Raw genomic sequence first — 944 nt, 5'->3', positions numbered from 1 at the left:
CAGCACCTTTCAGCACCACGAACTGTCGCCCCCACCTGGGGAGCACACAAGGGAGACTTGACCTTCATAAGGTGCTAAAGCAGGCCGTGAGTCCAATGTCCACTTGAGGCAAAGAGGAGGCAAGAGCATGCAGGTCATTCACGCTACCTGTGCTGGGATTGATGTTCACAAGAGGGAGGTTAAGGTTTGTTTGGTCACTGGCGACGCGCAAGGTAAACGGACTCAGGAAGTGCGCACCTTCGGCACGATGACGAAGGAACTGCTGATGATGCGCGATTGGTTGCAAGATCACAATTGCCGAGTCGTCGCCATGGAGAGCACGGGCGTGTACTGGAAGCCCATTTTTAATCTGTTGGAAGGCGACTTTGAGGTACTGCTGGTCAACCCGACCCACATCAAACATGTCCCTGGGCGCAAGACGGATATCAAGGATTGTGAATGGATTGCCCAACTTTTGGAGCATGGTTTGCTGCGGGGCAGCTTCATTCCGCCGGTGGCGATTCGCGATCTGCGAGACCTCACCCGTTACCGCCGGCAACTGGTGAATGACCGCACCTCGGAAGTGAACCGCCTGCAGAAAGTACTGGAGACGGCCAATATCAAATTGGCCAGCGTGGCGACTGACGTGATGGGCAAATCGGGACGCGCCATCTTAAAGGCGCTGCTGGCTGGCGTGGATGACCCGAAGCAGTTGGCGGAGTTGTCTAAGGGGCGACTGCGCAACAAGAAGGACGAACTGGAATTGGCCTTGCAGGGTCTGTTTCGTCCCCATCATGCCCTCTTGCTGACGCGCATTCTGGCGCACATTGAGTTTCTGGAGGAAAGTATCACTGAGTGCGAAGCGGAAATCGAGGTGATGTGCTGCCCTTTTGCGAAGGAAATTGAACTGCTGGACACGGAACCGGGGGTAGATAAGCGCTCGGCCCAGGATATGGTCGCCGAAA

1 protein-coding gene is annotated in these 944 nt (G+C 55.6%); it reads left to right on the top strand.

Translation table 11 applies throughout. The features are described 5' to 3' along the window. Positions 1–127: 127 nt before the first annotated feature. On the top strand, positions 128–944 hold an 817-nt coding region (locus HW443_RS11935), incomplete at its 3' end, for an IS110 family RNA-guided transposase (RefSeq protein WP_176238298.1).

The sequence above is a fragment of the Candidatus Hakubella thermalkaliphila genome (genome assembly GCF_013281975.1).
Lineage (GTDB): Bacteria > Actinomycetota > Humimicrobiia > Hakubellales > Hakubellaceae > Hakubella > Hakubella thermalkaliphila.
The sequence above is the reverse complement of the archived record's forward strand: the minus strand, read 5'-3'. Positions and strand labels throughout refer to the sequence as shown.